Below are 22,113 nucleotides of genomic sequence, written 5' to 3'. Positions count from 1 at the left end.
GGAATTCTAGAGAGAGGGTTAGGAGGTAACGCACATGAATTACGAGTTAAGGAAATTAACTATAAACGATGATATGGATATATATGAGATGTTACAAGAGATACCGAGAGATGAAAATGGTTTTATCAATTCAACAAATGGAAGAATATTTGAAGAATACAAACAATGGCTTATTCGCAGTGAAGCTATTTCTAAGGCAGAGGGTTTAGAGGATTGGATGGTTCCATCAAATACATATTGGTTATATGCAAATGGATATCCAGTTGGGTTTGGTAAGCTGCGTCACTTCTTAACTGATAAGTTAAGAGAAGAAGGCGGACATGTAGGATATGCGATTCGACCAAGTGAACGAAAAAAAGGGCATGGCGCCATGTTATTGAAATTATTGCTTGAAGAAGCGAAATCAATGAACATTGATAAAGTATTGCTTACCATTCAAAATAATAACACCAATTCAATTAAAGTTGCTCTGCGTAACAACGGAACAATAGAAAGATTCAATGAAGAGCGGCATTATATATGGATTGAGTGTTAAGCTAAATGAGATATGTTGTGGTAAGAATCGGTAAGAAGCGTTAAATTGAACATACCAAACATGGTCATTAAGGTACGAGTATCTTTGACCACTTTGGGCATCCCCATTACATAGGAGCGTGCGCTATGCTTGTACATATTGAAGAAAGAGAATCTATTGCCATTATCGGAAAGGTAGGACAAGGCTTATCCTCTGAAGGCAGCAACTGGATACCCGCACTATGGCAGGAAGCAAACCACAACTTTAATGAGATCAGAGACTTCGCCAAGACTGACGAAGCCGGTAATATTGTCGGGATATGGGGCGCTATGAGTGATATCTCCGAATCCTTTGAACGATGGGACGAGCAAGGGAAATATTTAGCTGGTTGTGAAGTGCTTGAAGATTCTGAAGCTCCAACCGGCTGGACGAAGTGGGTGATTCCATCCTATAAGTATGCCGTAGTGAAATGCAACCAAGAAACCTATCAAGACATATTTACTAATATGGTCCATGAATACTTGCCCAATCATAATTATTCAATAGTCGGGGCAGTACATGAATATTATAACCCTTCAGAAACAAATGGAGACTTGTATCTGTATTTCCCCATTGGAAAAATAAATAAGAATTAATCCGAGCTATCAAATTTCGGGACTTAAAGTGGAGGGAGAGAATTCTTTGAAGATATATCTAGTCAGACATGGTATGGATGAAGAAGGGTTTCGTGGTGGATGGAGCCAACGAGGACTCATTGATCAAGGTATTATTCAATCGAAGAAGCTAGGGGATCATCTACATAATAATGATAGACATTACAGAATAAATACGATTATTAGCAGCGATCTTCCTCGTGCAGTTGAGACAACAAGAGAAATTGAAGGCTCTTTAAATATAAAAGGTGCATATCTGGAAGAATGGAGAGAAATGAATAATGGCTTTTTAGCTGGAATGCCTAATACAGAAGCTGAAGTACAATATCCAGGTATTTATTTTAATACTCTTCAGATGGATACCCCCTTTCCTGGCGGAGAGACCCCTATGAACTTCTATAATAGAATCTGTAAATCGTTTGATGAACTATGCATGAAGATCGAACATCAAGAACTAGAATCAAATGTTCTGCTAGTTACACATGGCGGTGTAATTAATGTCTTATATTATTATTTGAACGGTCGCGAATGGACGAATAAGTCGGAGTTTTATCCCATTGACAATACAAGCATGCACTCGGCCGAGAAGGGAATAGATGGGTGGAAGCTTCATGAAATGAATATGAAGAACCATCTAGATTGAATATTGATAGTAACTCATCATATTGATACTGCGGAGAATAAACAAATGAAACAAGTAATGATAATAGGCCCTGGAGGTTCAGGTAAATCCACTTTCGCACGTAAGTTGGGGGAAATCACCCATTTGCCTGTACATCATTTGGATGCTTATAATTGGAAGCCTGGTTGGATACCTATGCCCAAAGATGAATGGGATGATTTTCAGAGACGATTAGTAGAAGAAGATGAGTGGATTATTGATGGGAATTATGGAGGGACTTTGGATATTCGAATGGCAAGAGCGGATACCATCATTTTCTTTGATCTACCTCGGTATATTCCTATATTCAGGGCATGTAAGAGAAGAGTTCAGTATCACGGCAAAACAAGACCAGACTTAAATGAGGGGTGTTCGGAACGATTAAGCTTAGATTTTATCAAATGGATCTGGAACTATAAAAAAGAGAAACGACCAGCGATACTGAACAAGCTAGAATCTTATTCCGATACAAAATATGTGATCATTTTCAGATCATTAAAAGATGTGAATTTATTTCTGGAAAATATAAAGCAAGATAAGATGACTAACAGATGATCTATTTTACTTAATGGATGGTGAATTAGAATGCAGGTTTCATTTTATGAGCTTGATACTGTAGATGATAGAAAACTAAAATATGCCGTAATTATGGCAAGATATAACGAGAAATGGATATATGTAAAACATAAAGAACGAGATACATGGGAGTGCCCAGGTGGAACAAGAGAAGAAAATGAAACAATTGAGGAAACAGCAAAACGCGAATTAGTTGAAGAAACAGGCGCTCAATCTTTTGACTTACGTCCTTTATGTGTTTATTCAGTAAAGCGTGATAACGGAGAAGAGTCATACGGTGCATTGTATTATTCTAATGTCACAGATATTGGCTGTTTATCCCCCGAATCGGAGATCGGTCAAGTTTCATTCATGAATGAACAACCAAACAAATTAACATATCCAGAAATACTTCCAGAATTATATAATAAAGCATTGCAAGGTATAAGAATGAAGGTTTGATAAGACAATTTAAAAAAACTCTAGAAAAGAAGATGATAACTCTGAAAAAAGTCTACGTAGCAATTGTTTTCTTCTTTTTGTTTCCAACCATAACGTATGCTAATTTTGTATGGCCAGCAATGTACATGATAGAGGATGTATATTCATGGAAGATCATACTGCTTAGCACAGTAATTGAAACACTAGTGATTTGGGCTATGATAAAGCAGTTCAATTTATACAAATCCATAATTGTAAGCGTGATCATGAATGCGACTTCTGCAGTTTGTGGCGCCCTCCTCCTACCGATATCCGGAATTATATGGGAGTTCATATATGGGCCGATTAGACAGTTGATTTTTGATTACGGTACTTTTCATTGGAGTACGTGGATCTCAAGTTTTATTCTTGCTGTATTTATCAATACGATATTGGAGTGTTCATCAATAAGATGGATCTTCAAAACCAAATTAAGCTTCAAACAGAAACTTTATATTTTCTTAGTGAACGCAGTAACCATAATATTGGCAGCTATTATGGTTCAACAAAAACATAGCATTTGGTAGAAGTGTTCAAGAAGGAGATAAGATCATGTGGTAGGGGAGTGATTGAGATAACAATATTTTATTCTTTCACAGAAGATGAAACTAAGAGGATTATCAGCCATTTTGGTGAGGACTTTTATAAGAAAGTATTAAGGGATATTGAGACGTATGCGGATAGATGGAAATTAACCCGATTTGAATTCTTTCATTCATATTCCCAATGAAACATTAAGAGAGTGTCTCTATATACAAACTGCAATGACTGTATGTTGGGATGTTGAAGATGGATCGCCGCCTACTCTCGACAGAGTTGCTTTTGCTGAAGCTCTTCTTCGCCATTAGTTAGAGTACCAAAGTACTATTTATTTTGAAGGAGATATTATGTCAAAGATCATCTTATTTAGAGGTAAATCTGGAACAGGTAAAACAACTTTATCCAAAGAACTTGGTAAGAGACTCAAACTCCCTATCTTACATAAGGATGACATATACGATTCGGTTGCGGGTCTGGTACCCGAACATGATAAGAGAAATCATATATGTTTTGATTTTCTGTATCGATTTTTACAAACGGTTATGGATTCCAATGCCTCGATAATACTGGATTACGGTCTGAATAATGTTGATGGCGTACGGACACTAAAAAATAGGGTTGAGGAAAGAGGCGGGGAATTAATAACGATTCTTTGTACATGTAGTGATGAGTCCATCTGGGCTGAGAGACTAGCCGAACGAAGTATTAATCCATTGCCTAATCAACTAATAACTAATCTATCCGAACTAAAAGAACATTATAAGGACATCAAAACCGAAATTCTTGAAGGGGAATGTTTAGTAGACACAGTTAATTCAATAGAATCATTGATTGTTCAAGTTAAGGTATTTGTTTTGAAGTAATTTCAAACTATTTTATGAAATATAACTATAAGATTTAAGCGGTCCAACAGATGCATTTCGGAGGTGACTATTGTGATCATATGGATAAATGGAGCATTTGGGGCTGGAAAAACTCAGGCTGCTCATGAATTACAAAGAAGAGTCCCGAATTCATTTATTTACGATCCTGAAAATGCAGGGTTCTTCCTACAGAAGAATATTCCCACTGGGATTAAGCTAAGTGACTTTCAAGATTATCCGATATGGCGTGAAATTAACTATACTACGCTAAAATATTTGAACGATCATAATGATGGGACCATTATAGTTCCAATGACCATCGTTAACCCTCAATACTTTGATGAGATCGTCGGCAAATTAAGAAGAGATGGCGTAACCGTTCATCATTTTGCATTATGTGCTTCGGAAGAAGTCTTGCTGAAAAGATTGCGAAGCAGAGGCGAAGGAAGAAATTCATGGCCTGCCCAACAAATTAAAAGATGCATTGAGGGTCTGTCAAATCACATATTTGAGTTCCGCCTCGATACAGATCATATGACAATCGATGATGTCGTGACACATATAGCATCTACATTAAATATCAGTCTGTTACCTGATAACAGGGGGAAATTCAAAAAGAAATATGACAAGATGATCACACAACTAAAGCAACTCCGATTTATGAATTGAAATAAAGGAGCTATAAGTTAATTCGAAGACAGGTAATGGCATCAGTTAACAACGTAATTACATTGCAGAGGTGATATTTCTGAGATTCATTAGAATAAGCATATTGCTTCTCTTAATTACTATAATAACTTCTTGCCACAACGTCACAATGGAAAAACAATTACCAGATGAACTCATTAAACCGATCATTACAGTCGATGAGAAAGTTATTGAGTATCAAATTGGACAATACTGCTGGTTTGGAACCAATTCAGAACAAGGAATCTGCGGTGATCCGCCTCATCCGGATACATTTAATGAACAAATAAAAGATGATGCCATCACGCTTAACTCTGATAGTGAGATTGAAGTTGAATTTTCGATAAAACCGGAGAAATTGATATTCATTAGAAATAATCCTGACGGTACTCAAGAACAACTAAATAGCAACGGTAGAAAATATTCATTACCGCTATCTCCGGGATACTATCAATATAGACTGTCTGCAGAATGGGACGAAAAGAATACAGCTTCCTATCATTTTGGGATCATAATTGAAAAGTAAGTGAGCAACTATAGACTATAAAAATTTGCAGAGGTAATCATGGGAGAACAACTATCCAAATACAAAACATACATTGAAGAAAAATACCCTAATCTCGAAATCAAGGACATTCAAGCCAATCTTACAGACGGCCTTCATAATGATGTCATCGTAATTAATGATCATGATGTATTTCGATTTGCAAAGCATGATTTTAGTAAAAGTCTATTATCCAACGAATACAAGGTGCTTCAGATTGTTAAACAGTTTGTTGACATGCCCGTACCGAATCTGGAAATGATTGATGAAGGAGTTTCAAGGTATTCCTATATTAAGGGGAATCCCATTTATAGGAGTAATATATTGAGTCTGCCCGAGGACCTTCAAGATCAGACCGCGGAACAACTTGGTCGATTTTTATATCAGCTGCATTCCATTCCGATGAGTATCGTTGAAGAAAATAATATTAGTCCGTTTCCTGGTAATGGAACACGAGAGTCATATATGGATCTGTATTCAAGAATCGAAGCCAAACTGTTCCCTCATATGAAGAGCTATGTCAGAGAGTGCATTCAACATATATTTAGTCCTATATTTAAGTGCAGTGATTTCCTTGATTACAGTCCGACATTAATACACGGGGATTTGGCTCCATACCACATCATAGAAGAATCAAACCGAGTTGTTGGAATAATTGATTTCGGTGTGGCTGGATATGGTGATCCTGCTCACGATGTCGGTGTTGTTCTAGATACATTAGGCGAGGGATTTACTGAGGAAATGGGTAAGTACTACGAGGGTATGGACTCATTTATGGATAGGTCAAGATTCTATGCTAATGTATCATCAATAAGATGGGCACTCATCGGATATGAAAGTAATGATGTATTGTGGCATTTGAATCACTTTTTCACAGCAAAAGATATTAGCCCATATGGTAAAGAGTTGATGATCCTTGGTCGTTAGGGCATTTCGACAGAAGATGCATTCGCATGAAATATGAACGAGAATAGGATGTGGATCCATGGCATATCCATTTGATTGCATAACCGAATTCATGTTTTTTGAAACTAATATTGAGCCAGCAGATGTCATCTTAATTCCTGGTGGAAGCCAGCCGCAGCTAATGGAAAGGGCAGCAGAATTATACCACCGAAAGATGGCACCCTATATTTTGCCGTCCGGCGGACCTACAGCAAAAGTCGAGACAACAGAGTGGGAATTCCTACGCGACATTGGGGTAGGTCTTGGAGTACCTGAAGATGCGATATTACGGGAAGATCAGGCAACGAATACATTTGAAAATGCTAGACTGTCATGGGAAGTACTTCAACGGCATCGAATTCATCCTCAAAAGGCAATATTAGTGAGCAAATGTTATCATGCAAGACGCGCTTTGCTTACTTACCAAGTCTATTTTCCAAGAGAAACCCGTTATTATGTAAGCCCTGTCACGGATAAGACGGGAATAACAAAAGATAATTGGTTCATGGAAGAACAGAAGATCAGAACTGTAATGAATGAGCTAATCAAAGTGGGTCAATACTTCGCACACCATATTCCGAACTGGATTAAAGGGGAGATTTAATAGTGGGTGCAATTGTATTCATATTAATAGTTCTCATTTTTTCTCGCATACTATTAAGATTGTGGATTGTTGGAACCGAAAAAGAAGAAATTGCAGAAGAAGGCAAGGATATTAGTCTATGGGGGAAGGTTGTTCTAGCAGTCATTAGTATGACTACTTACTTTGTTATCATTGCTATTGATAGCGTAGAAGGCAAGGCTATAAAGTGGTTTTGGATGATACTAATCATTGCTGCACTTGGCTTTCAGTCCTTTATAGATTGGAAGTATCTAAAGGGTTCGAAACAATACATTGTATCGCTTATTGTGCTACTCATTGGAGTAACTATGGTTTATTATCTTTACTAATGATATGGGAAATAAAAATATCAGGCGGAGGCCTGAAATACGTATACAACAAGCTAAGTGAAGGAGAGCTTCTATACATGTATGAAGTGAAGACAAAACAAACTGATAGCAGTGTCATTGAGTTTATTGAAAATGTTGAAAACCTTAAAAAACGTGAAGACGCGTATCGATTATTAGATATTTTTACGGAAGCGACAGGTTATGAAGCGAAGATGTGGGGACCAAGCATCATTGGATTCGGAAAATACCATTATAAATATGAGTCCGGTCATGAGGGCGATGCACCGCTAGCTGCCTTCTCACCTCGGAAGGCAAAAATTAGTCTGTATTTTGCAACTGGTGATACAGGTCGAGAGGAATTACTTAAGAAATTGGGGAAACATACCCCAGCTAAAGCGTGTGTATATGTCAATAAAATTGCAGATATTGATGTAGAGATATTAAAAGAATTAATAAAGCAATCCGTCACGTTCCTGAATGAGACCTATCCCAATCATTAATGGTTAAATAAGTACCTTTTCACGCCGAGGGGCTTCCACCCTTTATTTGACAAGTGTATAATTATGGAAGTGTCTCAACCAACAAGCCTCCCGCCTAAGATAGGAGCTATCTAAGGTCGGGCATTTCGCGAATATAGGGATGTTAGATTAATCAAGATGGCAGTGTAATCACATGATAAGGTAGATGATGTAATGATGCTTATGATTAGTGGTTTGGTCCTTGGGTTTTTCTTTTCTCTCATAGCTATATCTAGAAATGCGAATGATGAATATAAGAAGCATATTTTCCAATCTATAACTGTATATTCGATTCTCCTATGTATCATTAAAATAAATCAGGCTACTAACGATTTACCGATAGTGAATGTTCTGGTGTGCGTTTCCATGATATCGTTATTGATCTATCAATATTCAGAGACAGATATTAAATGGAGTTAAAACACTAGGGTAAATATCAATCCTATAGGAGACGTGATGATGAATGGCAAAGACCAATGCAGAAATGATAGAAGAGTTTAAGTCATTTATTCCATTTGTCATAACATTAGATGATCTGGAAGAAAGTCTATGGAACTCACCCCTATCTGAAGGAAAATGGACGTTGAAGGACGTTATCTGCCATATCATGTTGTGGGATAAGTATTTTTATGAAGAAGCAATTGCAAAGATCAAGCGGGGAAAACCCTTAACGGTTAGACATCTGAATTTCAATGAATTCAATGCTAATGCAGTAGAATACGCCATGACTCAATCCAAGAAATCAATCCTTGATCAATTTGTGGAGTATAGATCGAAGATTATTAATGATATTTCAGAGCTAAGTGAAGAGGAATACATCAAAGAATATGTGGATGGCGATAAGAAGAAGTTTAGTATCCGGAAATATTTAAGAGGATTTATACCTCATGACAAACACCACAAAAAGCAGATCGCGAGATTGATAAAATCCTAGGAGGGATAATGTGAAGTTTCTTAACAAGGTAGTATTATTAGCTTTTGTGTTTATGCTTGCGTTTTCAACTACGATGTCAGCACATTCAGGAAGAACGGATTCGAATGGTGGACACAACTGTTCGAAAAAATCTCAGGAAAAAGGTCTGTGTACGGGTTATCACTATCATAACTCTGGTAAATCTTCAGGCAGCAGCAATAGTTCGTCCAGCGACAATAGTAAATCATCGAGCAGTAGTTCATCTTCAGCTAACAAGAAGAGTTCAAGCCCTCAATACGCTAAGTCTACAGTTAAGTACTTTGTTAATAACAAAGAAGTAAAATTGAAAGTCAGTCCAATAATGAAAGATAACAGCAATTATTTCCCTATAAGAGAGGTAGCAGATTCATTAGGAGCGGTAGTCGAATGGAATGAATCTGATTCTACAATATCAATTACTAGAGAGAAGAAGAAAGTTGTATTGGATACAAAGTCAGATAAATTGATCATCATAAATAACACTAATTATGCTCCGATTAGGTTAATCGTTGAGGGGCTTGGAGCAAACATAACATTTGATCAAGACAAAAACTCTATAAATGTTGAGATATAAAATTCATGTCGGTGGTAAAAGCCATCCTAGCTAATTGTAAAGGCCAAGTGTTCGCAGCACTTGGTCTTTCTTACATATATCTTATTTCCAGGGGGGCCGAAATGACGATTACGATTCGAAACATACACATTCCAGAAGACTACGGACAGATCGCTGATTTGCTCAACACTATTTTGTCTGAACAGACAGATGCAGAGAAACTTGCGGATGAGGACTCCAAGATTCCGTCCACAGGAATGCTGGGGAAGAATGAAGCGGGATTATTAACCGGGTTCGATCGATATCGGATAGTGGCTGTCCATGAGGACGATAAACTAGTAGGTTACGGGATCTCATGGAGAGCGCCGTGGACTGCTGCAGGTAAGTTGAATCATACACTTGTTGTTGCACCGAGCCATCGCAATCAAGGGATAGGCACTGAACTTTATAACCGCTTAAAGCAATGGGCAAGCAGCAACGGAGCAAGTGAGTTGTGTTATGAAGTCCGTGATGATGCGGAATGTGCAGTAGCATTTGCCAAGAAGATGGGGTATGAGGTCGAGAGACATTCCTATGAATCTGTCTTGGATCTCTCCTCGTTTGATCGGAATAAGCTTAATGATATGAACCAAGAGTTAACGATTCTTCCTCTATCCGAAATCAAGGATGCTGATAAAGAGCTGAAGCTATACGAATTATACAAAGAGACCAGTTGTGACATCCCTGGCTTCGATGGAGAGTTCTTCGATTTCAACGAGTGGAGAAAGTGGACTTTAGAGTTGCCGGGATCTAAGCCAGAATATGTGCTGATAGCGATGAATCAAGACTGCTATATCGGGGTTGTACATCTGCTCCATCATCCATCAACACAGAGTGTGTATCACGAATATACGGGGGTAAAGAAAGAGTATCGGGGGCAAGGCATAGGCCTAACTCTTAAACTGAAAAGTATCGAACTTGCCTTGAATCTGGACATGAAATACATGCGCACCAACAATGATTCTTTGAATAAGCCCATGCTGAGAATCAACAGAGATCAACTCCAATTTATAGCCGTGCCTGGGAACTACAGAATGGTAAAAAAGTTATAGTTCGTTGTTGAGGAGGACATACGTGCATACTAGATTAGGATATTCGAAGAGTGAACGGTTAATAATCATCAATGCTGATGATTATGGCATCAATAGACGAGCCAATGAAGCTATTTATGACCTAATGCAATCAAACGAGAAGATATCGGCATCACTGATTGTACCTGCTGATGATGTGCAAGAGGCTGCTGAGTTATGTAATAAGCTGCACAACCCACAAGTGGGGATTCATCTGACACTTACAGGAGCACATCAACCGGTCAGTCCATCAGATCGAGTCGACAGCTTAGTTAACGAAAACGGATATTTCCATTCAGATTCGTATGAAGTTGAGATGAAGGCCGACAGAGAACAAGTTAGGCTTGAACTGCAATCTCAGATCGAGAAAGCTATTTCTCTTGGAATAGACCCTACGCACTTAGATAATCATCAAGGGAGCTTACTGGGACTAATGACGGGGCGTGATTTCATAGATGTTGTATTTGATATATGTGAGATGTATGGGCTGCCATTTCTGTTTCCTAGAAATATTGTAGAGCAGAGCTTTTTCACCAATGAACAGAAAGCTCGTTTCTCTCAAATCATTCAACTGGCTGACGATCGAAATATTCCGTTAATCGACGACATGATCACCCCTCCCTATCAGCATCAAGAAGGCGAAACCTATGAAAGCTACAAAGCGATGATGATGAAGGCCATAAAGGATATAAAGCCCGGGATTACTCAGATCGTCATTCATCCCGAAACTAGTGAGAGGAATAGTGATGGATCGAGTCCAGCATCAAGCAATATGAAGAGAGTGATGGAATATAGATTATTTACGGACCCTGAGGTATGGTCTTTCATTCAGCAAGAGGGGATCAGCGTCATCACCTGGAAAGAGATTAGAGACCTATATCGAACAAATAAGATGGAATCTAGATAAGCGGAGGCGTTGTGCTATGCAATTAGAAACTAACAGATTAAGGATCCGTGAACTAACTATGGAGGATTGGAAGGACGTGCACGTATACGCATCCCATAGTGAAGTAACGAAATATATGACCTGGGGACCCAATAGCGAAGTGGATACACAAGCTTACATTGAGCAGCAGATTATGAAGCAGCAAGCCCCAGAGCGGACCGATTATGAATTCGCAGTCATATTGAAGGAGACGAATCAGCTAATAGGCGGCTGTGGAATCTACATCATGGGTCGTAATGCTGAGATCGGGTACTGCTTCAACCAAGAATATTGGGGCAACGGTTATGCTACTGAGGCGGCAAGAGCCATGTTAAAGCTTGGATATGAAACCTTCAACGTGCATCGGGTGTTCGCTACATGTAGACCAATGAATAAGGGGTCAGCGAATGTGTTAATGAAGATTGGCATGAAGCAGGAGGGGCATCTACGGGAACATTTGTGGCACAGAGGGAAGTACCTTGATTCGTATCTATTCTCGATATTAGAGCATGAATACAACTCGAACACGGAATTGGGGGATGAACCATGAAGCAAGCTGTAGAAGCAGTCTTTTTGGATCTTATATAACAAAGGATGCATGCCAATGATACTTGAAGCAGCAGTATTGCAAGTCAAATCGGGACTGACTGAACCATTCGAAGAGAGCTTTAGACAGGCATCCGTGATTATAACAGGAATGAAAGGCTATATCGATCATGAGCTACAAAAGTGTATGGAGGATGAGCATAAATACTTGTTATTAGTAAAATGGGAAACGATAGAGGATCACACCATAGGCTTTCGAGGCTCGCGCGAATATCAGGAGTGGAAGGCGCTGCTGCATCATTATTATGATCCATTCCCGATCGTTGAACATTATACAAGAATATTCTAAGCCCTTCGAACCTTGAGCGAATTCTTATTCATGACACCTACCTGGAGGAGTAGACTACAATGCATCATATCATTTCGCAAGTGAGAGCATTTTTGGAACATGCTAGCTTCGATTGGGCTGTATGCGGCGGCGGAGCAATAGATTTGTATATCGGACGGGACACGAGATCGCATAAAGACATCGATATAGCTGTGTATTGGGAAGATCGAGGCACAATCATTGCTTACATGCTAAACGCAGGTTGGAGAGTCTTTGAAGCATGCGGTGGCGGGATCATACATGAGTTGTTTACAACGGATAGCCGCGAGAAGCGCAATTTATTCTGCTTTACAAGGAGTGAAACACGCTGTCACCTAGAACCGTTAGGTGAACATAAGTATCGATTCACATTTGCCAATGAGGAACAGCATGGTTTTAATTATGTTGAATTTCTATTTAATCGTAGGGATCGCGATGACTTCTATTATTCACGAAATGAAGACATAAAAAGGAGCCTGGATCAGGCGATTGTTGTAAGGCACGGACATCGTTTATTATCTCCGGAAATGGTACTCCTCTATAAATCAACCTATCTGCACGGACCTGATTCCGAGGATCATCATCATGATTTCAATATGGTCCTATCTTACCTTAACGATGAGCAGAAGCTATGGTTGAAGCAAGCTCTTGAAGTCGTGCACAGAGGAGACCATCCGTGGCTGCAGAAATTGTGACATTGTGATTGTTATAGGGTACTGCGGAGATGATCGAATGGGATTGTTACAGGAAAATGAGCGTATGCGGAAGCGGGAAGGGTGGATCTTGTGAGGATCGTCGAACTTAACGAAATGAAGTTGGTTGGAATCAGAGTAGTGTGTCCAGGAGATCAGTATGTCCATGAAATTCCAAAGGCAACTCTGACGCTTAAAGAAAGGCTGATCGAGGTTCAGAATGCCGTAAGACCAACAAGGCTAATTGGTGCATTTGTGGTTGGAGATTTCTCAGAAGAGGAAGACGGTTATTGGGTCTGTGTGGAGGTAAGCGAGATTAATCTAGTTCCAGAAGGCATGGTTTCATTGGTTGTCCCTAAACAAAAATATGCAGTCCTTACACACAAGGGTCCAAATGTTGAAATCAGAAACACGTATGAACAACTGCATGCTTGGATCGAAGCCAATAATCTCGAAAGAATGCATAGAGCTTGGCATCTAGAGATCTCTAGTGAATGGGGAAATGGAGAGACTAGTGATCTTGAGGTGGACTTGTATGACACCATCAAATAGATCTAATGTAACTCTATGCACTCTCACCTCATTCGACCTGGAAGCGGCATATCGAGTCTTTGAGACGTCAATTCCGGATGCATTTGAGAAAGAGGGTCTCGGCCAATTAATCGACGACATTCATCAAGAGATTGAGTATAAGAAGAGTCTGCTTCATGCATCACTGGATCAGACTGATTCGGGGATCCATTTCTTGCTTGCAAAACGAAATGAGACAGTCATCGGTACAATCTCATATGGCCCGTGTGGTGAAGATGTTAAAGCATGCACTCATAATCAGCTTGATAATGTAGGCGAACTTGGAGGCTTATATGTGCTGCCCGAATATCAGGATCAAGGTGTGGGTTCGGCTTTAATTAAAGCTATGGCAACACATCTTAAGGAACAAGGGATTGAGCAGTTCTGCTTGGACAGCGGCTTCCGACGGGCGCAGAGAAGATGGACGCGCAAATTTGGCGAACCCCATACCGTTGTTCAGGATTATTGGGGACCCGATTCTGTTCACATGGTCTGGCTATGTCGAGTGAATGATTATGTAGACACTGTGATAGGTGAGGTTTAGCTATCTGTATCTATCGTAGGAACGCTTCATCCATGGTATATGAGGCCTTGAAGAATCCATCATCTTGAAACATTTACAACGTATTAAGCGTTATTGTAAACGTGAGGTGATCAGATGAGAAATTATATGATTATGTTGGCATTAGCGTCTTTACTGTTGTCTGCTTGCAGTAATAGTGGTGAACATGACTCACCTATTAAAGAGCTGGGTTTCCCAAAAGTAACAGAGCCTTATAGTTCAGAACAAGCAGCTGAAAATGGTGATGTGGTAAGAGTCCATGGAAAGTATATGAATTTAGATAAATGGAATCAGTTTCTTGAGAATGTGAAAAACAATCAAGCAGATCAAATTCGCATTACTCAATATACCGATGAAGGAGACCCTATTTTTTACGAATTAATTTTTGATGGTAATGCTATTCAGTTTACATATGATAATTCTATGGATGCTTTTGGTTCTGATACTGGTAGACCAACAACCACTTGTAAGGGGATTGGAACGAAGAATAGCGAGAATGGTCAAGAGTATTATGTTTTGACTGAATGTAAGAATGATACTGGCGACACGTTTTGGTTTCCAAAAGAATAATATTTCGGGAGATAAGGTATGTACATTAAGAAATATATGTATCAGATAGATCTCAATAAAATGGAAGAGTACAGACGAGTGCTCGCAGAGGCTCATGAAATATACAAACGATATACGGATTACACGATCATGGTCATGGAGAGTATGGAACGGCCAGGAATCATCGAGGAAATACAGATCTATCAGAATGAAGAAGAGTATCAGAATAGTCAACAGCTTATTAATTTGGAGCCCAAGATACAGAAGCTATACGAGGCATTCACCAGCATACTGCACAGAGATCATTCTCTTATCGAAGAAGAGGCATACAGTGATATCATGACGAGTATCACGGGAGATTATAACCATGTATGAAGGTACCTTTAATAAGGAAAATGGTCGTGAAGTGGAGCATGTGGGCAATTTTATGAATAATTATGGAGTTCATGGCGATCCGCCATATCAAACGATACTGTTGCACGGCGGACCAGGTGCTATAGGCGAAATGGAACCACTGGCGAAGACACTATCTGCTTCAATCGGAATCATAGAGGCCTTGCAGACGAAGACATCAATCTCCGAACTGGTGATAGAGTTGAATGAGCTCATCGAACAACACAGCCATGAACCCGTAGTATTGGTGGGGTATTCTTGGGGAGCATGGCTCGGTTCCACATATGCATCTTTACATCCTGATAAGGTTAGGAAACTCATACTGGTTTGCAGCGGACCCTTCGAAGAGTCTTATGCATCAGAGATTATGGCGACTCGATTCAAACGTATGAGTGAGGAAGAAATGCAGGCCTTTAGAGAGCTGCAGCAGAAGCTTCTTCAACAGGACATACATAAAGATGACATCTTAAAGCAATTAGGCCAGCTTATTAGTAACGTAGATGGTTACGACCCTATCTTCCCAGACGGGGCAGAACGGACTGAGGTTAACTTCTACATGCACGATCGTATATGGCAGGAAGCGAGTGCACTAAGAAAGAGTGGTCAATTATTACAGCTGACCGCTAATATAAAGTGTCCTGTATCCGTATTTCATGGAGATTATGATCCACATCCAGTTGAAGGGGTGATTGAACCTCTTGCAAGAACTGTCCAATCCTTCCATTACACCCTGTTAGAGAAATGCGGGCATAAACCATGGACAGAACGGCATGCGAGGGATACATTTGTGAAGCTGTTGCTGGAAGAGCTTAGCTATTGAGTCGACAAGCCGAGTAATTCCGATCGGACGGAATGAAACGAGCTTAAGGATTATTTATTCTCAAGCTTTAAAGCGTCAACATATTGTTTGGCTTCTATTAAAGACAGTCCTAGTGTGTCTCTAACCTCTTTAACGGCTTCAACCTCATGGCCTTCTTGCAGCAGCTTGCGCAAATAGCTGTTTACTAGTTTATCACTGATTCCCATTTCTTTGGCCATCTGGTCCAAAGTATAGTTCATTCTTTTGATACGGCCTTCAAGTTTGGTAATCATAAAGAGTAAATAAACGATGACTGCTAATAACAATAGGTCTATGAATGTAAAGTCCAATTGAATCCCTCCATTATGATCAATCAAGCGTATACTCAATATTTTACATATGGATGATCCATTGTGTCAAAGAAAGCAAGAACATTTCGAATAAACACCACACTAATGAATAGAAAAATTCCTGAATCTGAACACCTTATATAGAATCAACGTAAGGACTAGGAGGAATAGGGTTAATGCCAGCCAATCTAAGCGTTGGAATTAATGATGAAATCATACAGCATTATGTGAGTAAAATGTACGACAGCTCAGCTGTAATACTCACATCGTGGGAAGTTACCCCCTTTAATTACAAGTCGCCTAACTTTACAACTGGAGGAGTCTTTCGCATTCATGGACAAGCTCAGCATAAGGAGAAGACGATAAAATGGTCATTCGTGCTTAAAGTGTTGAGCCCAGATCCGAATCGTAATGTCCCCGAACACTACAACTACTGGAAAAGGGAAGCCTTATTTTATCAATCATCATTGCATCACAGTATTACTCCGATCATCCATGTTCCAAGATGCTACGGAGTAGAAGAACAACCTGACGGTACAGTGTGGCTATGGCTCGAAGACATGTCTGGCGACAATGATTCGGTTTGGCCCATTGAGCGATTCTACGATATCGCGTATGAACTCGGAAGGTTCAATGGAACGTATCTAGTGGGGAAGTCAGTACTGCCTGATGATCCTTGGTTATGCCAAGGTTGGATCAACTCCTGGGTAACAGAGTGCCGCAAGTACATCGAAGAGAATTGGTCTGACTTTCTTGAGGGAGATTACACAACGATTATAGGAGCGACCATCGAACGACACAGGAGCTTTCTAGCCCATATCGACGGATTGGTTCAAGCCTTAAATCGATTGCCGCGAGTGCTTGCGCATCAAGATGTATGGCAGAAGAATCTATTTATAAACGATCATTCTAATGGGCATGGAATGATAACTGCGATAGATTGGCAGTTCACAAGCATTTCCGGTGTAGGAGAGGAGTTAGGAAGGTTCTTCGGACTATGCATGAGTAAGGCTAGCATCCCCCAAGAAATGTATGAAAGCTCAAAGTTTAAGATATTCGATTCCTACATTGAAGGTCTTCGGTCTGAAGGATGGGAAGGCGATATCAGCCTTCCACTGCTAGGTTATTATGGAGCAGCAGCCATTCGTTCGGTCTGGGAAGTTCCTAAGCTTATAAAGAAGATCAACTCCTTAACCGGCTTGTCCGATGAGAGAAGAAGCACTACCGAAGCTCAGATCAACAATCTACTTTTGATTACAAAGATTCAACTAGATATGGCTGATGAGGCTATCAATATAATGTGCATGTTGAAGTAGAATCCCCCATAAGGTCGACACCTAAGTATGATTGTACATATATGAAAATAAAGGTAAAATCCATAATAACATCAAGATCAAGTAAGCCCACCCCGAAGGTTGACCCTCGAAGGTGGGCTTTGTTGCTAATAAGACTATGTCCAACATCATTCTTTATAAGGAAGTGATTCTTGGTGAACATTCAGCAAATTCAAGAAGTGGCGTTCAAGACCATGAGTAAGCGAAAGTCGCATCTGCAAAGAGAGCGGGGATTCATCTATTATCACGGTGAGCGAGTAGCTAAGATTGCGTTGAGATTAAGAAATGCCATATTTCCAGAACAGGATTCCATGGATGACATTATATATGTGGGTGCATTATTTCACGATGTTACGAAAGGAATAGAACCTCATAACCAAACCGGAGCATATCTAATACCTAGTTTACTGAAAGAATATTGTACAGAACAAGAATTGACACAAGTATCAGAAATTATTGAGTTTCATAACCGCAGGCAGCAAGAAGATCAACCTTTCTACGTGAAATTAGTTCAGGATGCGGATGTGATTGATCATTTTGGATCGTTGCAGATGTGGTTGAAATTCATGTACAGCGCTCATACAGAGGAAAATGTATTCGATGCGATTCGATTGTGGGAAAGTGCAGAACACGCACAATATATTAAGAACAACAGAAATGTCCTGAATTATGATCTATCCAAGGAAATATATGATAAGAAGATCGAGTTTGAGCGGGCATACCAAGAGTGCTTCACTCTAGAATGCAATGGAGAAATAGAATGGTGAACGACTCGTAACAAGCCATGTCATTGCAATAGTCGTTTTAATAGAATGGGAGGTGTAGCATTGAGAGCAGCAGCGATACTTTTCTTAACGGCAGCTTTATTATTAACCGGTTGCAGCGATACCAGACTTTTAGAGGAACAGAATGCAGAGCTTCAGAGCCAATTAGAACAGATGAAGGACACAACCACTAAGCTGACAGAGGAACTTAAGGAGAAAGAGGCTGTCATTTCCAAGTACGAGGAAGAAAAATTAATCCTAGAGAATGAGATTCAAGTACTAACTAGTAGAATAAACACTCCTTCCTTCAACGTATTTGAAGAGAAGCTGCTCTCGGATCCTGTCATGTTGACGCCAATAACGATGACGATGTCGAAGATCAAGGAAGTTATGGGTCAACCTCTTAAAGAGGAAGTGATTGAATACTTATATGGTGGAGGCAACCTGCACATATTACATTTTGACGGGATGAAGATTGAATATAATGTGGATGGCGAAAATGAACACCTCAGATGGTATGAGCTCGCGAAGCCGCTGTTCGTTACGAATCGAGGCATCACGGTTGGATCGACTAGGGATGAAATCGTTGATGCATATGGTATAGATTATTACAACTTCTTCGAGAATGATAAAGAAATATCCATGGGTGAAAAGACAGGAATAAAATTTCAGCTTATGAACGGGAAAGTCAGTGAGATCAGAGTGTGGTTTGCGTATGAGTAGAGCCACTATGAATCCCCCTACCAGTTAAAGATCCGAAGGAGAAGGATACTATGAAAAATATATACCTTGTCAGGCACTGCAAGGCAGAGGGGCAAGAGGCGGAAGCCGCCCTTACTGTAGAAGGGGAGCAGCAGGCTGTAGAAATAGCTGATTATTTTGCACAACTAGATATTGATTATGTGGTTTCAAGTCCATTTACTAGGGCAGTTGAAACGATAAGGCCGTTATGCGAGAAGAAGAACCTAGATCTGCATATAGATGATAGGCTTAAGGAGCGAGTGTTAAGCTCACTTCATTTGGATGAATGGATGGATAAGCTGCGAGAAACCTATCATAATGCTGATCTTAAATACGAAGGTGGGGAATCATCCAACGAAGCGATGCGAAGAGGCATGGAAGTCATTCATGAGCTGCTGGACAGACATGAATCCAACGCGATTGTCGTGACACATGGGGCGCTAATGTCCCTCATGATTAGATACTATAATCAAGCATTCGGCTTTGAAGAATGGAGAAGCCTGACTAACCCTGATATTTATCAATTACAGGTAAGTGATGATCGAACTGAAATCATGGTTAACCGTATCTGGACATAGAATTAGGAGGTCGCGGTAATGATCTATGTGATTAGACACGGACAAACGGATCTGAACAAGGAAGGCAGACTTCAAGGTAGACAAGGGTTGCCATTAAATGAATTGGGTATTCAGCAAGCGGAAAGCTTGAGAGATAGGTTAGAAAATATAAAGTTCGACTATGTCTTTTCTTCTCCTCAAGAAAGAGCGATTCAAACAGCGGGGATTGCTACCGGAATTGAAGCCATCATTGATTCCAGACTTGACGTATATGATCTAGGTGAAGCGGATCGGTTAATGAAGGGCGAAGTTAAGATGGCTGGCGTTATTCCTGATCCGAGCGTTTATAGGGGAGTTGAAGATATCGACTGCTATGTGAACAGAATATTTGAATTTATGAAGGAATTAGAGGCAAAGTATCGTAATCGTGACGTGAACATTCTATTATCTGGACACAGATGTACAACTGGTTGTATCGGTGCCTATTTCGAGGGCGTTCCTGAGGATGGGAATATTCTAAGATTCTCGTCAGATAACGGGGATTACAAGACCTATCATTTTGCAAATTGAGATGAGCGGGGTATTCATTTCATGGGGACAGAAAAAGGATTATTGGATTATAAAGGATAGGTATTGTCTAGAATAATTCAAGTGGTAAGGAGACTTATGAAAAGACTTCTGTACGTCATCATTTCCGTCATTGTGATCTCGTTTCTTATTAGTGGGTGCGGGTATAATTCTCTTCAAGAAGCTGTACAGTCTAAATGGGAAACACCAATCTCAATTAAGAATGAGGATAAGGAACATGGATTGGTCATTTATCTAGATCAGACACAGTATGTATTCGGCGTGTATAAGTATAAGAATCACAAATACTATTACGATAATAGTCAGAGTTCAGGATGGAGAAAAAGTCCTGATAATGGAATCCCGCTATTGGTTGTAGCAGAACAAAAGGAGGGAATCGGGAATTTCATATGGGGTGCGGTGTATACGGACATTCCAGCGAAGAGGATAGTCATTGAATATGAAAATGGTGAGAGTCAGGAAACCACTGCGGTTAACAATACATTTATATTAGAAATGCCAGAATCATTCAATAGTATAGAACCACATATGTTCATGGGGGAGCTGCATGATGTGACAGCATACGATGAAGATGACCAAGTGCTAGTTGAATGGTGAAGTTGAGTACTGGTTGGAAATAGATGAATCTTATATGTTAATTGAAACTATATACATCCAAATCTGATTGTAAAGAGGGGTATCATGGAAACCAAGCCTTCAGAGAGCAATATTCATGTGGAGAGGCAATTGCCTTTAGGTATATCTGGACTAGGTGGATGGTTGGTATTAATTCAGATTGGACTCTATTTAACGATCATCATGATAATTAACTCATTGTTTAACTACACCATTCCATCATTCTCTTCAGAAATATGGGGTCCTTTAACCTCAGAGAATTCAGAGCTGTATCATCCTTTATGGGGCTTCTCCATTATTTTCGCAGGAGTGTTTAATACTCTTATTCTGCTGTTGAGTATCTACTGTCTCTTTAATATGTATCGTAAGAAAACTATATTTCCTAAACTGATGATTGTTTTCTATACTTTAAGTTTGATCATTGCAATTGTTGATTATGGATTAACGAGTCAAATACCGTTAGCTAATGAATTAGATGATGGCAGCATGTTGAAAGATATGATTAGAGCCGTAATAACTTGTATGATCTGGATACCATACTTTCTGAAGTCTGAGAGAGTAAAGAACACATTCATCAGATAGATTCATAATATGCCCTACACCGCATATAAGGAGGGGAAATGATGGAGAAGCAGCGATTAATCCGTATATTTGATAAACAAGCGAACCAATATGCCAAGAAGCGGGAAAACCCGGAAATGGCACGATGGCGTCAGCATCTCTTGAGTCATGCTAAGGGCGAGGTGCTTGAACTTGCGGTAGGTGCTGGAGCTAATTTTCCATTCTATCCTCCTGGTGTTAGAATTACCGCTACTGACTTCAGCCCAGCCATGATTGAGAAAGCGAGACAGGCAGCAATTCATCATCGTGTTGATGCTGAATGTGTGTGCTCTGACATTGAACATATGAATTATGAAGATCAATCGTTCGATACGATCGTATCGACGTTATCTCTATGCAGTTATGATGATCCGCGAATGGTCTTGAATAAGATCAACAGATGGTGCAAGCCGGATGGGGTCATTTTACTCATGGAGCACGGGATTAGTTCAAAATATGTGATAGCCGCTATGCAGAAGACGCTTAATCCTCTCCTTTATCGTGCGTTTGGATGTCACCATACAAGGAATATTCTAGGTCTGATCGAAGAGTCCGGCATGAGGATACAGACAGCGGAAAGCCACTGGCTTAACATGGTTCATCTAGTAAGAGCGAAACCGACAATCAAATCCTAAG

33 protein-coding genes are annotated in these 22,113 nt (G+C 39.9%); 32 read left to right on the top strand and 1 reads right to left on the bottom strand.

Annotation, left to right across the window (positions count from 1 at the left end; translation table 11 throughout):
* Positions 1 to 34: 34 nt before the first annotated feature.
* The 24 genes from AC3WTP_RS09900 (at position 35) to AC3WTP_RS09785 (ending at position 15,949) form a co-directional block, all read left to right on the top strand.
* Positions 35 to 535, top strand: a complete 501-nt coding sequence (locus AC3WTP_RS09900) for a GNAT family N-acetyltransferase (RefSeq protein WP_492394428.1) — start codon at positions 35 to 37, stop codon at positions 533 to 535.
* Positions 536 to 660: 125 nt separating this feature from the next.
* Positions 661 to 1,149 carry a GyrI-like domain-containing protein gene (locus AC3WTP_RS09895; protein ID WP_492394427.1) on the top strand — a complete coding sequence of 163 codons (489 nt, stop codon included), beginning with the start codon at positions 661 to 663 and terminating at the stop codon, positions 1,147 to 1,149.
* 46 nt (positions 1,150 to 1,195) lie between these two features.
* Positions 1,196 to 1,810, top strand: a complete 615-nt coding sequence (locus AC3WTP_RS09890; RefSeq protein WP_492394426.1) for a histidine phosphatase family protein — start codon at positions 1,196 to 1,198, stop codon at positions 1,808 to 1,810.
* Between the two features lie 45 nt (positions 1,811 to 1,855).
* Positions 1,856 to 2,383, top strand: a complete 528-nt coding sequence (locus AC3WTP_RS09885) for a DNA topology modulation protein (RefSeq protein ID WP_492394425.1) — start codon at positions 1,856 to 1,858, stop codon at positions 2,381 to 2,383.
* Positions 2,384 to 2,413: 30 nt separating this feature from the next.
* Positions 2,414 to 2,845, top strand: coding sequence for an NUDIX hydrolase (locus AC3WTP_RS09880; protein ID WP_492394424.1), 432 nt, complete (start codon positions 2,414 to 2,416; stop codon positions 2,843 to 2,845).
* A 905-nt stretch (positions 2,846 to 3,750) separates the two neighbouring features.
* Positions 3,751 to 4,266, top strand: a complete 516-nt coding sequence (locus AC3WTP_RS09875) for a P-loop nucleotide/nucleoside kinase family protein (RefSeq protein WP_492394423.1) — start codon at positions 3,751 to 3,753, stop codon at positions 4,264 to 4,266.
* Positions 4,267 to 4,338: 72 nt separating this feature from the next.
* Complete coding sequence (locus AC3WTP_RS09870; RefSeq protein WP_492394422.1) at positions 4,339 to 4,935, top strand: AAA family ATPase; 597 nt, start codon at positions 4,339 to 4,341, stop codon at positions 4,933 to 4,935.
* A 148-nt stretch (positions 4,936 to 5,083) separates the two neighbouring features.
* Positions 5,084 to 5,479, top strand: a complete 396-nt coding sequence (locus AC3WTP_RS09865; RefSeq protein WP_492394421.1) for a hypothetical protein — start codon at positions 5,084 to 5,086, stop codon at positions 5,477 to 5,479.
* Between the two features lie 39 nt (positions 5,480 to 5,518).
* A complete protein-coding gene (locus AC3WTP_RS09860) occupies positions 5,519 to 6,424 on the top strand; it encodes an aminoglycoside phosphotransferase family protein (protein WP_492394420.1) in 906 nt (301 codons plus the stop codon).
* 58 nt (positions 6,425 to 6,482) lie between these two features.
* Positions 6,483 to 7,046: a YdcF family protein gene (locus AC3WTP_RS09855; protein WP_492394419.1), complete on the top strand. Its 564-nt coding sequence runs from the start codon at positions 6,483 to 6,485 to the stop codon at positions 7,044 to 7,046.
* A gap of 2 nt (positions 7,047 to 7,048) precedes the next feature.
* Complete coding sequence (locus AC3WTP_RS09850) at positions 7,049 to 7,393, top strand: DUF4181 domain-containing protein (RefSeq protein ID WP_492394418.1); 345 nt, start codon at positions 7,049 to 7,051, stop codon at positions 7,391 to 7,393.
* 77 nt (positions 7,394 to 7,470) lie between these two features.
* Complete coding sequence (locus tag AC3WTP_RS09845; RefSeq protein WP_492394417.1) at positions 7,471 to 7,893, top strand: DUF1801 domain-containing protein; 423 nt, start codon at positions 7,471 to 7,473, stop codon at positions 7,891 to 7,893.
* Positions 7,894 to 8,374: 481 nt separating this feature from the next.
* Positions 8,375 to 8,845 carry a DinB family protein gene (locus AC3WTP_RS09840; protein WP_492394416.1) on the top strand — a complete coding sequence of 157 codons (471 nt, stop codon included), beginning with the start codon at positions 8,375 to 8,377 and terminating at the stop codon, positions 8,843 to 8,845.
* Positions 8,846 to 8,855: 10 nt separating this feature from the next.
* Positions 8,856 to 9,437, top strand: a complete 582-nt coding sequence (locus AC3WTP_RS09835) for a copper amine oxidase N-terminal domain-containing protein (protein WP_492394415.1) — start codon at positions 8,856 to 8,858, stop codon at positions 9,435 to 9,437.
* 101 nt (positions 9,438 to 9,538) lie between these two features.
* Positions 9,539 to 10,507, top strand: coding sequence for a GNAT family N-acetyltransferase (locus AC3WTP_RS09830; RefSeq protein WP_492394414.1), 969 nt, complete (start codon positions 9,539 to 9,541; stop codon positions 10,505 to 10,507).
* A 22-nt stretch (positions 10,508 to 10,529) separates the two neighbouring features.
* On the top strand, positions 10,530 to 11,432 hold the full coding sequence (locus AC3WTP_RS09825) for a polysaccharide deacetylase family protein (protein ID WP_492394413.1): 903 nt from the start codon (positions 10,530 to 10,532) through the stop codon (positions 11,430 to 11,432).
* Positions 11,433 to 11,448: 16 nt separating this feature from the next.
* Positions 11,449 to 12,000, top strand: a complete 552-nt coding sequence (locus AC3WTP_RS09820) for a GNAT family N-acetyltransferase (RefSeq protein WP_492394412.1) — start codon at positions 11,449 to 11,451, stop codon at positions 11,998 to 12,000.
* 54 nt (positions 12,001 to 12,054) lie between these two features.
* Positions 12,055 to 12,345, top strand: coding sequence for an antibiotic biosynthesis monooxygenase family protein (locus AC3WTP_RS09815; RefSeq protein WP_492394411.1), 291 nt, complete (start codon positions 12,055 to 12,057; stop codon positions 12,343 to 12,345).
* A 59-nt stretch (positions 12,346 to 12,404) separates the two neighbouring features.
* The gene (locus AC3WTP_RS09810; RefSeq protein ID WP_492394410.1) at positions 12,405 to 13,058 is read left to right on the top strand and encodes a nucleotidyltransferase domain-containing protein; all 654 of its coding nucleotides are present in this window, start codon (positions 12,405 to 12,407) and stop codon (positions 13,056 to 13,058) included.
* Between the two features lie 90 nt (positions 13,059 to 13,148).
* Positions 13,149 to 13,607 (top strand): GyrI-like domain-containing protein, encoded by a 459-nt coding sequence (locus AC3WTP_RS09805; RefSeq protein ID WP_492394409.1) that lies wholly within the window; start codon positions 13,149 to 13,151, stop codon positions 13,605 to 13,607.
* Positions 13,591 to 14,169 carry a GNAT family N-acetyltransferase gene (locus tag AC3WTP_RS09800; protein ID WP_492394408.1) on the top strand — a complete coding sequence of 193 codons (579 nt, stop codon included), beginning with the start codon at positions 13,591 to 13,593 and terminating at the stop codon, positions 14,167 to 14,169. Before AC3WTP_RS09805 ends, AC3WTP_RS09800 begins: the two co-directional genes overlap by 17 nt.
* A gap of 114 nt (positions 14,170 to 14,283) precedes the next feature.
* Positions 14,284 to 14,757: a DUF4362 domain-containing protein gene (locus AC3WTP_RS09795; RefSeq protein ID WP_492394407.1), complete on the top strand. Its 474-nt coding sequence runs from the start codon at positions 14,284 to 14,286 to the stop codon at positions 14,755 to 14,757.
* Positions 14,758 to 14,775: 18 nt separating this feature from the next.
* Positions 14,776 to 15,111: a hypothetical protein gene (locus AC3WTP_RS09790; protein WP_492394406.1), complete on the top strand. Its 336-nt coding sequence runs from the start codon at positions 14,776 to 14,778 to the stop codon at positions 15,109 to 15,111.
* The gene (locus AC3WTP_RS09785) at positions 15,104 to 15,949 is read left to right on the top strand and encodes an alpha/beta fold hydrolase (protein WP_492394405.1); all 846 of its coding nucleotides are present in this window, start codon (positions 15,104 to 15,106) and stop codon (positions 15,947 to 15,949) included. The genes AC3WTP_RS09790 and AC3WTP_RS09785 overlap by 8 nt, the downstream gene beginning before the upstream one ends.
* 50 nt (positions 15,950 to 15,999) lie before the next feature.
* Here AC3WTP_RS09785 and AC3WTP_RS09780 read toward each other — a convergent pair whose 3' ends face one another.
* The gene (locus AC3WTP_RS09780; protein ID WP_492394404.1) at positions 16,000 to 16,278 is read right to left on the bottom strand and encodes a hypothetical protein; all 279 of its coding nucleotides are present in this window, start codon (positions 16,276 to 16,278) and stop codon (positions 16,000 to 16,002) included.
* A 176-nt stretch (positions 16,279 to 16,454) separates the two neighbouring features.
* Between AC3WTP_RS09780 and AC3WTP_RS09775 the strand changes: the two genes are divergently transcribed.
* The 8 genes from AC3WTP_RS09775 (at position 16,455) to AC3WTP_RS09740 (ending at position 22,112) form a co-directional block, all read left to right on the top strand.
* Positions 16,455 to 17,594 carry an oxidoreductase family protein gene (locus tag AC3WTP_RS09775; protein WP_492394403.1) on the top strand — a complete coding sequence of 380 codons (1,140 nt, stop codon included), beginning with the start codon at positions 16,455 to 16,457 and terminating at the stop codon, positions 17,592 to 17,594.
* Between the two features lie 173 nt (positions 17,595 to 17,767).
* On the top strand, positions 17,768 to 18,379 hold the full coding sequence (locus AC3WTP_RS09770; protein WP_492394402.1) for an HD domain-containing protein: 612 nt from the start codon (positions 17,768 to 17,770) through the stop codon (positions 18,377 to 18,379).
* 60 nt (positions 18,380 to 18,439) lie between these two features.
* Positions 18,440 to 19,099, top strand: a complete 660-nt coding sequence (locus tag AC3WTP_RS09765) for a hypothetical protein (protein ID WP_492394401.1) — start codon at positions 18,440 to 18,442, stop codon at positions 19,097 to 19,099.
* Between the two features lie 50 nt (positions 19,100 to 19,149).
* Positions 19,150 to 19,695, top strand: coding sequence for a histidine phosphatase family protein (locus AC3WTP_RS09760; protein ID WP_492394400.1), 546 nt, complete (start codon positions 19,150 to 19,152; stop codon positions 19,693 to 19,695).
* Positions 19,696 to 19,713: 18 nt separating this feature from the next.
* Entirely contained in the window at positions 19,714 to 20,244 is a 531-nt protein-coding gene (locus tag AC3WTP_RS09755; RefSeq protein ID WP_492394399.1) for a histidine phosphatase family protein, read from the top strand.
* A 96-nt stretch (positions 20,245 to 20,340) separates the two neighbouring features.
* Positions 20,341 to 20,859: a hypothetical protein gene (locus AC3WTP_RS09750; protein ID WP_492394398.1), complete on the top strand. Its 519-nt coding sequence runs from the start codon at positions 20,341 to 20,343 to the stop codon at positions 20,857 to 20,859.
* 84 nt (positions 20,860 to 20,943) lie between these two features.
* Positions 20,944 to 21,459 (top strand): DUF2569 domain-containing protein, encoded by a 516-nt coding sequence (locus tag AC3WTP_RS09745; protein ID WP_492394397.1) that lies wholly within the window; start codon positions 20,944 to 20,946, stop codon positions 21,457 to 21,459.
* A 38-nt stretch (positions 21,460 to 21,497) separates the two neighbouring features.
* A complete protein-coding gene (locus AC3WTP_RS09740; protein WP_492394396.1) occupies positions 21,498 to 22,112 on the top strand; it encodes a class I SAM-dependent methyltransferase in 615 nt (204 codons plus the stop codon).
* The last annotated feature ends 1 nt before the right edge of the window (position 22,113 follow it).

It is taken from the genome of Paenibacillus sp. EB106-04-04-XG159, from assembly GCF_058791835.1.
The sequence above is the reverse complement of the archived record's forward strand: the minus strand, read 5'-3'. Positions and strand labels throughout refer to the sequence as shown.

Coding starts and splice junctions, on each gene's coding strand:
- AC3WTP_RS09855 (WP_492394419.1), top strand. CDS start 6,483: ATGGCATATCCATTTGATTGCATAACCGAATTCATGTTTTTTGAAACT.
- AC3WTP_RS09895 (WP_492394427.1), top strand. CDS start 661: ATGCTTGTACATATTGAAGAAAGAGAATCTATTGCCATTATCGGAAAG.
- AC3WTP_RS09880 (WP_492394424.1), top strand. CDS start 2,414: ATGCAGGTTTCATTTTATGAGCTTGATACTGTAGATGATAGAAAACTA.
- AC3WTP_RS09745 (WP_492394397.1), top strand. CDS start 20,944: ATGGAAACCAAGCCTTCAGAGAGCAATATTCATGTGGAGAGGCAATTG.
- AC3WTP_RS09750 (WP_492394398.1), top strand. CDS start 20,341: ATGAAAAGACTTCTGTACGTCATCATTTCCGTCATTGTGATCTCGTTT.
- AC3WTP_RS09900 (WP_492394428.1), top strand. CDS start 35: ATGAATTACGAGTTAAGGAAATTAACTATAAACGATGATATGGATATA.
- AC3WTP_RS09795 (WP_492394407.1), top strand. CDS start 14,284: ATGAGAAATTATATGATTATGTTGGCATTAGCGTCTTTACTGTTGTCT.
- AC3WTP_RS09840 (WP_492394416.1), top strand. CDS start 8,375: ATGGCAAAGACCAATGCAGAAATGATAGAAGAGTTTAAGTCATTTATT.
- AC3WTP_RS09775 (WP_492394403.1), top strand. CDS start 16,455: ATGCCAGCCAATCTAAGCGTTGGAATTAATGATGAAATCATACAGCAT.
- AC3WTP_RS09785 (WP_492394405.1), top strand. CDS start 15,104: ATGTATGAAGGTACCTTTAATAAGGAAAATGGTCGTGAAGTGGAGCAT.
- AC3WTP_RS09800 (WP_492394408.1), top strand. CDS start 13,591: ATGACACCATCAAATAGATCTAATGTAACTCTATGCACTCTCACCTCA.
- AC3WTP_RS09815 (WP_492394411.1), top strand. CDS start 12,055: ATGATACTTGAAGCAGCAGTATTGCAAGTCAAATCGGGACTGACTGAA.
- AC3WTP_RS09875 (WP_492394423.1), top strand. CDS start 3,751: ATGTCAAAGATCATCTTATTTAGAGGTAAATCTGGAACAGGTAAAACA.
- AC3WTP_RS09830 (WP_492394414.1), top strand. CDS start 9,539: ATGACGATTACGATTCGAAACATACACATTCCAGAAGACTACGGACAG.
- AC3WTP_RS09740 (WP_492394396.1), top strand. CDS start 21,498: ATGATGGAGAAGCAGCGATTAATCCGTATATTTGATAAACAAGCGAAC.
- AC3WTP_RS09790 (WP_492394406.1), top strand. CDS start 14,776: ATGTACATTAAGAAATATATGTATCAGATAGATCTCAATAAAATGGAA.
- AC3WTP_RS09860 (WP_492394420.1), top strand. CDS start 5,519: ATGGGAGAACAACTATCCAAATACAAAACATACATTGAAGAAAAATAC.
- AC3WTP_RS09820 (WP_492394412.1), top strand. CDS start 11,449: ATGCAATTAGAAACTAACAGATTAAGGATCCGTGAACTAACTATGGAG.
- AC3WTP_RS09865 (WP_492394421.1), top strand. CDS start 5,084: ATGGAAAAACAATTACCAGATGAACTCATTAAACCGATCATTACAGTC.
- AC3WTP_RS09760 (WP_492394400.1), top strand. CDS start 19,150: ATGAAAAATATATACCTTGTCAGGCACTGCAAGGCAGAGGGGCAAGAG.
- AC3WTP_RS09810 (WP_492394410.1), top strand. CDS start 12,405: ATGCATCATATCATTTCGCAAGTGAGAGCATTTTTGGAACATGCTAGC.
- AC3WTP_RS09885 (WP_492394425.1), top strand. CDS start 1,856: ATGAAACAAGTAATGATAATAGGCCCTGGAGGTTCAGGTAAATCCACT.
- AC3WTP_RS09845 (WP_492394417.1), top strand. CDS start 7,471: ATGTATGAAGTGAAGACAAAACAAACTGATAGCAGTGTCATTGAGTTT.
- AC3WTP_RS09755 (WP_492394399.1), top strand. CDS start 19,714: ATGATCTATGTGATTAGACACGGACAAACGGATCTGAACAAGGAAGGC.